The organism is Actinomadura sp. NPDC048032 (genome assembly GCF_040653175.1).
Classification (GTDB): domain Bacteria; phylum Actinomycetota; class Actinomycetes; order Streptosporangiales; family Streptosporangiaceae; genus Spirillospora; species Spirillospora verrucosospora.
Genome location: NZ_JBEZJP010000387.1, coordinates 1 through 7,947, shown reverse-complemented (window position 1 = coordinate 7,947; position 7,947 = coordinate 1). Strand labels below are relative to the sequence as shown.

Below are 7,947 nucleotides of genomic sequence, written 5' to 3'. Positions count from 1 at the left end.
GGGGCCGCCCCTTTCGGCTTCGGCGCTCAGCCGGCGCGCTTGGTGCGGGCCCGCGTGCGCTCGCGCTCCTTGGCGTCCAGGACGACCTTGCGGATGCGGACGGCGGTCGGGGTGACCTCGACGCACTCGTCCTCGCGGCAGAACTCCAGGGCCTCCTCCAGCGACAGGGCGCGGGGCGGGGTGAGCCGCTCCAGCTCGTCGCCGGTGGACGACCGCATGTTCGTGAGCTTCTTCTCCTTGGTGATGTTGACGTCCATGTCGTCGGCGCGGGAGTTCTCCCCGACGATCATGCCCTCGTACACCTCGGTGGTCGGGCCGACGAAGAACGTCCCGCGCTCCTGGAGGTTCGTGATCGCGTAGGCGGTGGCGGCGCCGGACCGGTCGGCCACGAGCGAGCCGGACGGACGGGTGCGCAGCTCGCCGAACCAGGGCTCGTAGTCCTCGAAGACGTGGTGCGCCATGCCGGTGCCGCGCGTCTCGGTCATGAACTCGGTGCGGAACCCGATCAGGCCGCGGGCCGGGACGAGGAACTCCATCCGGATCCAGCCCGTCCCGTGGTTGGTCATGTGCTCCATGCGGCCCTTGCGGACCGCCATCAGCTGCGTGACGGCGCCGAGGTGCTCCTCGGGGATGTCGACGGTGAGCCGCTCGACCGGCTCGTGCTTCTTGCCGTCGATCTCCCGCGTGACGACCTGCGGCTTGCCGACGGTCAGCTCGTAGCCCTCGCGGCGCATGTTCTCGACCAGGATCGCCAGGGCCAGCTCGCCGCGGCCCTGCACCTCCCAGGCGTCGGGGCGCTCGGTCGGCAGCACCCGGATCGACACGTTGCCGACGAGTTCGCGGTCGAGGCGGTCCTTGACCATCCGGGCGGTGACCTTGGTGCCCTTCTCGCGGCCCGCCATCGGCCCGGTGTTGGTGCCGATCGTCATGGAGATCGCCGGCTCGTCCACCGTGATCAGCGGCAGCGGGCGCGGGTCGTCGGGGTCCGCGAGGGTCTCACCGATCATGATGTCGGGAATGCCGGCGATGGCGATGATGTCGCCCGGCCCGGCCTCGTCCGCGGGCTTGCGGGTGAGCGCCTCCGTCATCATCAACTCGGTGATCTTCACCCGCTCGACGCTGCCGTCGCGCCGGCACCAGGCGACCTGCTGGCCCTTCTTGATCGTGCCGGCGTGCACGCGGCACAGCGCGATCCGGCCGAGGTAGCTGGAGGCGTCCAGGTTCGTCACGTGCGCCTGGAGCGGGCCGTCGGGGTCGTAGGACGGCGCGGGGATCGTCTCGGTGATGACCTTGAACAGCGGCTCCAGGTCCTCGCTGCCGGGCATGGCGCCGTCGGCGGGCTTGTCGAGCGAGGCCCGCCCGGCGCGGCCGGACGCGTACACGATCGGGAAGTCGATCTGGTCCTCGTCGGCGTCGAGGTCCATGAACAGCTCGTAGGTCTCGTCCACGACCTCGTCGATGCGCGCGTCGGGACGGTCGGTCTTGTTCACGACCAGGATCACCGGCAGCCGCGCGGCGAGCGCCTTGCGCAGCACGAAGCGCGTCTGCGGGAGCGGGCCCTCGCTGGCGTCGACCAGCAGGACGACGCCGTCCACCATGGACAGGCCGCGCTCGACCTCGCCGCCGAAGTCGGCGTGCCCCGGGGTGTCGATGATGTTGATCGTCAGGCCGTTGTGCAGGACCGCGGTGTTCTTCGCGAGGATGGTGATCCCCTTCTCGCGCTCCAGGTCGTTGGAGTCGAGCACGCGGTCGTCGACGTCCTGGTTCTCGCGGAAGGCCCCGGACTGCCAGAGCATGGCGTCGACCAGCGTCGTCTTGCCATGGTCGACGTGGGCGACGATCGCGACGTTACGGAGGTCGTCGCGCGTGGAGATGGGCATGCGGGTTCGCCTTGCGTGAGAGTTCGGGAGTCGCCGCAGACGTGCGGCCGTACCCATTCTACTTGGCCGTGCGTACCACCCACTCCGAGTCGTTCGCCCCATCGGTCACACGGACCTCGATTGGCCAACTTTGCGCATCCTTTGTAATCTGCCCGAGATCCGGTCGTCCGGAGTCCCGCCCCCAGGGGACTGCGGCCGGAACGCCGAATCTCCCGCGGGAGAACCGGGGACCCACCACCCTCGGGGTGAATCGACGCTCGTCGTAGGGCGACTCCTGGCCCGAACCCGTCAGCTAACCCGGTAGGCGTACGAGGAGAGGAGAACACCGGCTTGGCTCCGGATTCCCCCCGGCGGCGTCGCGTTCTGCCCACCGCCACCGCCACCCTGCTCCTGATCGGTCTCGGCGCCACCGCGCCGGACCTCGCCCACGCCGCCCAGCCGTTCCGGCCCGCCTCCGCGCCCACGGCGCCGAGCCCCACGCCGACGACGGAGAAGGGCCTGCGCAAGAGCCTCGACGCGCTGAACGAAGAGGCCGAGATCCTCACGGAGAAGTTCAACAAGGCCCGCGTCGAGTTCACCAAGGCCCGCAAGGCCGAACAGGACGCCACCCGGGAGGCCGAGCGGCTGCGCGCCCTCGCCGAACCCGCCCGCCAGAAGCTCGGCAGCCTGGCCGCCGCGAACTACATGGCCGGCGGCCCCGACGTCCTCTTCGGCTCCGGCGCCTCCCCCGAGGGGCTGTCCGACCGCGCCTACCTGGCGCAGAGCCAGGCCACCGCCGTCCTCGCCCTGAAGAAGCAGATCGACCAGGCCGACGCCGCGGAGCGCACCGCCAAGGCCAAGACCGCCCAGGTCAAGAAGGCCTGGGACGACGCCAAGCAGGCGCGCGAGGCCGCCAAGGCCAAGGTCTCCGAGGTGATGAAGCGCCTCGACAAGCTGACCACCACCCACGCGAGCGACCCGCGCACCGGCCTCAGCGCCACCGTGAAGGGCTCCGGCCTGCCCGCCAAGATGGCCCGCAAGGCGCTCACCAAGCTCGGCTCCCCGTACGTGTGGGCCGCCGCCGGACCGAGCAGCTTCGACTGCTCGGGCCTCGTCGTCTGGGCCTACGCCCAGGTCGGCAAGCCCGGCCTCCCCCACTACACCGGCGACCTGTTCGCCATGGGAACGAAGGTCTCCCGCGGCGCCCTCCGCTCCGGCGACCTGGTGTACTTCGGCAGCAACCTGCACCACATGGGCATCTACCTGGGCGACGGCAAGTACCTCCACGCCCCCCAGACCGGCGACGTGGTCAAGATCTCCAAACTCTCCGACCGCTCCGACTTCGCAGGCGCGAATAGGATTTCCTAGCCGAGGCCTTGGGCGGCCAGGAGGTCTACTGCCGGGCGGTCGCCGGGGAGCCAGTTGACGTCGTGGAGCTCTGAGGGTGCCAGCCAGCGGAGTTGCAGGTGCTCCAGGGCTTGCGGCTCGCCTTCTACCAGCTCGGCCGTCCAGACGCGGAGGACGGCGCGTTCGCTGAGGCGCCAGTCGCCGCCCACGCGGCGGCCCAGGCGTACCTTCACGGCCAGTTCCTCGTGGCACTCGCGCACCAGGGCGTCCTCGTCCGACTCTCCGGGGTCGACCTTGCCGCCGGGAAGCTCCCAGCCGCCCGCCATGTGCGGCGGCTCGGCGCGCTGGGCGGCCAGCAGCCGCCCTTCCGCGAGGATCGCCGCCCCCACCACCACGAGATCGATCGCGACCAGCTCCTCTCCGTGTTCGTGATCAGACCGCGGCGCCGGTCCGTCCGGTTCCGTCCCGCCTGAGGGAGTCGACCAGACGCGTCGCGTCGCGGACGATCTCCTCCAGGTGGTCGCCGTGCGCCCCGCGCCAGTACACCTGCCCGCAGACCGCGCAGCGGCCGTACACGTCGTAGCTGCGGCGCGTGCCCGACTGGAGCTCGCGCTCGATCTCCTGCTTGTCGACCGGGACGAGCTCGCCGTTGCAGGCGGTGCAGCGCGTCCACGGGCGCAGGACGGGCGCGAAGCGGTCGAGCAGGTCGCGGAGCTGGTCGTCGGGGCGCGAGCCGCGGACGTAGGCGCCGAACCACAGCGCGCGGCGGCGCAGGAGGCCGCGGTCCTGCGTGAGCAGGACGCGGCGCTCCTCGTTGGCCTGGACGACGAGCGCCGGGTCGTCCATGTCGTTGTGGTAGGCGGTGTCGAGGCCGAGCAGGCGCATGCGCCGGGCCAGCGTGCCGAGGTGCACGTCCAGGAGGAAGCGGGGGGCGACCTGGCCCGGGTCCAGCGGCACGGGCTGGGGGCGCGGGACCGCGGCCACGCGGACCTCGGCCCCGGCGGCGGGACGGGCGCCGGGCCCGGCGGGCTCGCCGTCGGCGGTCATCGGGCCCGCCTCGGGGAGGGGGACGCCCAGCGACTCCACGAGGTGCCCCAGCGTCGAGGTCCCGTCGTAGGGGACCCGCGCCGGGGACTCCCGCCGGGTCGCGGGCAGGAACATCAGCAGCTCGTCGGCGACGCGGATCGTTATCTCGGACTCCACGCCGATCAGCATGCCACGCGCGGCCGACGATTCTCCCCGGTTCAGGCCGCTGTCACGTGCGCGGCGGAGTCCGCGAGGGACGCCAGGAGGGCGGGGACGTCGTAGCCGACCAGCGCTCCCCCGCGCTTGACCACGCGTCCGCCGACCAGGACGGTGTCGACGTTGCGCGTGTCCGCCGACAGGACCACGGCCGCGACGGGGTCGTGCGCCGCCGCGAGGCCGAAGGTGTCGGTGCGCAGGACGAGCAGGTCGGCCTGCTTGCCGGGGGTCAGCGATCCGGTGACGTCCGCGAGCCCCGCGACCTCGGCGCCCTCGATCGTGGCCGTCCGCAGGGCGTCGGCGACGGTGAAGCCGAGGCCGGCGCCGTCCGGGCGCCCCCGTTCGAGGACGTAGGCGGCGCGCATGATGCTGAACATGTCGCCGGGGCCGGAGGTGACCGTGTCGGCTCCGAGCCCGGTCGGGACGCCGGCGGCGCGGGCGCGCCCGGTGGGCGGGGCGCCGATGTCCAGCGCCGCCTCGATGGCGGGGGCGGCGGACACCGTCCCGCCGCTTCCGGCGATCCGCTTCAGCTCCTCGTCGGTGTAGAAGTTGGCGTGCACGTAGGTGGCCGGGTGGTCCATCAGCCCGTTGGCGTCGAGGAACGCCAGGCCGCGCGCGGCGCTCTCGGCGCCGTGGCCGCCCAGGTGCGCGGTGACCGGCAGCCCGAGGTCGCGGGCCGTCCGCCACTCGGCGAGAGCGCGCTCGTCGCCCCCGATCTCGGGGCCGAGCGCCGCCATCGCCATCGTGACCTGGCCGCCGGACCCGAAGTGCTCGCGGTGGACGCGGCCGGTCTCGGCGGCGAGCGCGTCGAGACCGCCGTCGCCGCCGTAGCAGTACCCGAACACCGCCCTGATGCCGGACGCGCGCAGCGCCGCGATGTTCGCCTCGGTGTGGCCCTCGCTGAGCTGGATGTGCGACCAGTCGACCAGCGTCGTGATCCCGGAGTCGAGGCACTCCAGGGACCCGGCGAGCGTCCCGGCGAACACGTCGCCCGGCCGGTACCGGGGCGCCAGCTCGCCGAGGACGCGCTGCAGGTAGGCGTGGAGCGTGCCGTCCGGCAGGGCCGCGCGGATCCCGGCCTGCCAGGTGTGCCGGTGGGTGTCGACGAAGCCCGGCATGACGATGCGGCCGGTCGCGTCCATGGTCTCGGCGCCGTCCGGCGCGGCCAGGTCCGGGCCGACCGCGGCGATGCGGCCGTCCTCGACGAGCACGTCGGCGGTTCCCAGCACGGTCGGTTCGGGCGCGGTGTCGATGACGAGGCCGTTCGTGAGCAGCAGAGAATTTGCCATGGACGAAAGCTTAAAAGATAGCTTTATGAAAAGCAATCAGTCGAGCGAGTACGCTCGGGGCGTGCGGGACGACATCGATGACCTGGCCGACGCGTGGCGGCGGGACGGCCTGACCGAGCCGTTCGTCGCGATGCTGGAACTGAGCAAGCGCGCCGGGCGCGTCGCCACGCTGGTGCAGCAGGCGCTCCGGGGCCCGCTGGCCGAACTCGGCCTCACCTACGCCGAGTTCGAAGTGCTGACCGTGCTGCGCCGCGAGGGCGAGCCGTACCGGCTGAGGCCGAGCGAGCTCACGCGGTCGGCGTTCCTCACCTCGGGCGGGACGAGCAACGTCCTGCAGCGGCTCCAGAAGGCCGGCTACGTGGAGCGCGAGGCCAACGCGGGCGACGCGCGCAGCCGCTTCGTCCAGCTGACCGCGGACGGGCTGCGCGTCACCGAGCAGGCCCTGGTCGCGTCGGGGGTGGCGCACGAGGAGGTGCTGGCCCGGGTGCCGCCGGAGGACGTGCGGGCCGCCGCCGACGCGCTGCGCGAGATCGTGCTCGTCGTGGGCCGGCGCCGGTTGCGCTGACCCCGCCGGGCCGCTACCGGCGCGCGGCCAGCTCGGCCACCTTCTTCTTGAAATCCGGCCGCGCGAGCGGGCGCGTCACCCCGACCCAGTTCGGCTTCTTGTAGGTCTTCACGCCGATCGCGGGCACGCACGCCGAGCAGCTCGCGACGATCATCTTGCCGCCGCCGATCACCATCCCGACGTGGCCGGGATTGTCGGGCGACGTCCCGGGACCGGAGTTGAAGAACACCAGGTCGCCGGGCTGCTCCTTGCCCTTGGCGATCTTCACGCCGAACGGCCACTGCTCGAACGTCGTGCGCGGGAGGTTCAGCCCGACCTGGCGGTAGGCGGCCTGGATCAGGCTGGAGCAGTCGTAGGCGTCCGGGCCGTTCGCCCCGAACACGTAGGGCTTGCCGCGCTGCGCCATCGCGAACGCGATGATCGTCTTGACGAGGGCGCCGACGTTGGCGGGCAGCTCGTTGTCCTCGCAGTTGATCCCGTTCGCCTGGACGGGCTTGAAGTCGCCGCCGACATAGCGCTTCGCCCAGTCCAGGACGAGGTCCACGTAGTCCCACGAGTGGTTGTACTGGAAGATCGCGGTGCGCATCCGCTCCGGGGCGCCGTTGTGCTTGAGGTAGGCGGCGGCCGTCGGGATGGCGTCCGCCGGGTCGTAGCGGTCCTTCTTGCCGTCCTTGTCGCCGTCCACCGCGAACGCCTTGAACGTCGCGTCCAGGAACTGCATCGGACCGCCCGCGCCCGCGTAGTTCTCCCCGCTGGAGACGCCCGGCATCGTCGACCTGCCGTGGTCGGTCTCGACCTTGCCGACGCCCGCCAGGACGTTCCAGGGGATGCCGTACTTCCTGCCCGCCTCCTGGTACAGCTTCAGGTAGTCGACGGGGACGGACTTCGCGTCGGCGGCCGCCGCGGGCTGCGCGCCGGCGCCGGCGACGTTCACGCAGCCGCCGCCACCGCCGATCCCGCCGCCGAACAGGAACTGGCTCGCGCCGAACAGGATCGGGACGAACACCAGCGCCACGAACATCACCGCGGCGACGCCCAGAGCGCCGACGAGCAGCAACCTCCGCGGACTCATCCCGTGTCACCCGCCTGTCCCGCGTCGGCGGGCTCGAACGAGTAGACCCTCAGCGAACCGCCGTCCCTCGTCACGGTCACCGCGTACTGCTTGCTGTCGCTGCCGGTCCGCCCGTTCTTGGTGACCTGCTGCCGGCCGGTCACCAGAAAGATGATCGAGTTGTTCTCGATGTCGCGGACCTGGTCGAGGGACGCCGTGCCCTGCGCGACGAGCCGCTCGCGCCTGCGCTCCTCCACCATCCCGGGCGTCGCCACGCCCTGGCCGAGCCGCTGCCCGAGGTCGGAGGTGGCCAGGCCGGCGAAGCGCGCCATGTAGGTCTGGGGGGCCTCGTCGTAGCGGTACGTCCCGTAGGCCGCGACGAACCGCTGCGCCAGGTCGGCCGCCGTGGCGAACTCCTGCCGGGAGAACGGCAGCAGCCGGTAGACGTCGAAGTCGTTCGGGTCGACGGTGCTCTGGATCCCCGGCGGCGGGGACGCGGCTCGCCGCGGCCGAGCTGGCTGGTGCCCGCGTCCATCACCAGGGGGTTGCCGCCGAGTTCGGCGATGCCGGCGGCGAACGACAGCCGGGTCCGGG

8 protein-coding genes, 1 pseudogene and 1 riboswitch are annotated in these 7,947 nt (G+C 72.1%); of the genes and pseudogenes, 2 read left to right on the top strand and 7 right to left on the bottom strand.

The genetic code is table 11. The features are described 5' to 3' along the window. Positions 1–26: 26 nt before the first annotated feature. Complete coding sequence (gene typA / locus AB0C69_RS33895; RefSeq protein ID WP_360359026.1) at positions 27–1,880, bottom strand: translational GTPase TypA; 1,854 nt, start codon at positions 1,878–1,880, stop codon at positions 27–29. 191 nt (positions 1,881–2,071) lie between these two features. After that, positions 2,072–2,203: riboswitch (cyclic di-AMP (ydaO/yuaA leader) on the top strand. Positions 2,204–2,210: 7 nt separating this feature from the next. Between typA and AB0C69_RS33890 the strand changes: the two genes are divergently transcribed. Further along, on the top strand, positions 2,211–3,227 hold the full coding sequence (locus AB0C69_RS33890; RefSeq protein ID WP_345177034.1) for an NlpC/P60 family protein: 1,017 nt from the start codon (positions 2,211–2,213) through the stop codon (positions 3,225–3,227). On the opposite strand, the gene AB0C69_RS33885 is transcribed toward AB0C69_RS33890, so the two are convergent. The 3 genes from AB0C69_RS33885 to AB0C69_RS33875 are packed head-to-tail and all read right to left on the bottom strand — an operon-like array spanning position 3,224 to position 5,737. Further along, on the bottom strand, positions 3,224–3,610 hold the full coding sequence (locus AB0C69_RS33885; RefSeq protein ID WP_360359028.1) for a (deoxy)nucleoside triphosphate pyrophosphohydrolase: 387 nt from the start codon (positions 3,608–3,610) through the stop codon (positions 3,224–3,226). The two genes, AB0C69_RS33890 and AB0C69_RS33885, sit on opposite strands and share 4 nt — an antisense overlap. Before the next feature lie 28 nt (positions 3,611–3,638). Further along, positions 3,639–4,409 carry a Mut7-C RNAse domain-containing protein gene (locus AB0C69_RS33880; protein ID WP_345177032.1) on the bottom strand — a complete coding sequence of 257 codons (771 nt, stop codon included), beginning with the start codon at positions 4,407–4,409 and terminating at the stop codon, positions 3,639–3,641. A 41-nt stretch (positions 4,410–4,450) separates the two neighbouring features. Next, entirely contained in the window at positions 4,451–5,737 is a 1,287-nt protein-coding gene (locus AB0C69_RS33875; RefSeq protein ID WP_360359023.1) for an amidohydrolase family protein, read from the bottom strand. A gap of 61 nt (positions 5,738–5,798) precedes the next feature. Between AB0C69_RS33875 and AB0C69_RS33870 the strand changes: the two genes are divergently transcribed. Continuing rightward, complete coding sequence (locus AB0C69_RS33870; protein ID WP_345177027.1) at positions 5,799–6,302, top strand: MarR family transcriptional regulator; 504 nt, start codon at positions 5,799–5,801, stop codon at positions 6,300–6,302. Between the two features lie 13 nt (positions 6,303–6,315). On the opposite strand, the gene AB0C69_RS33865 is transcribed toward AB0C69_RS33870, so the two are convergent. From AB0C69_RS33865 to AB0C69_RS33855, 3 genes and pseudogenes are all read right to left on the bottom strand, one after another. Beyond that, positions 6,316–7,374 (bottom strand): bifunctional lytic transglycosylase/C40 family peptidase, encoded by a 1,059-nt coding sequence (locus AB0C69_RS33865; protein ID WP_345177025.1) that lies wholly within the window; start codon positions 7,372–7,374, stop codon positions 6,316–6,318. Then, positions 7,371–7,517 (bottom strand): hypothetical protein, encoded by a 147-nt coding sequence (locus tag AB0C69_RS33860; protein WP_360359020.1) that lies wholly within the window; start codon positions 7,515–7,517, stop codon positions 7,371–7,373. The genes AB0C69_RS33865 and AB0C69_RS33860 overlap by 4 nt, the downstream gene beginning before the upstream one ends. Before the next feature lie 332 nt (positions 7,518–7,849). Then, positions 7,850–7,947: pseudogene (locus AB0C69_RS33855) on the bottom strand (ornithine carbamoyltransferase); the annotation flags it as partial.

What these genes read in the sequence shown, in the direction of transcription:
- typA (WP_360359026.1), bottom strand. Translation starts at nt 1,880, where the DNA reads ATGCCCATCTCCACGCGCGACGACCTCCGTAACGTCGCGATCGTCGCC.
- AB0C69_RS33875 (WP_360359023.1), bottom strand. Translation starts at nt 5,737, where the DNA reads ATGGCAAATTCTCTGCTGCTCACGAACGGCCTCGTCATCGACACCGCG.
- AB0C69_RS33865 (WP_345177025.1), bottom strand. Translation starts at nt 7,374, where the DNA reads ATGAGTCCGCGGAGGTTGCTGCTCGTCGGCGCTCTGGGCGTCGCCGCG.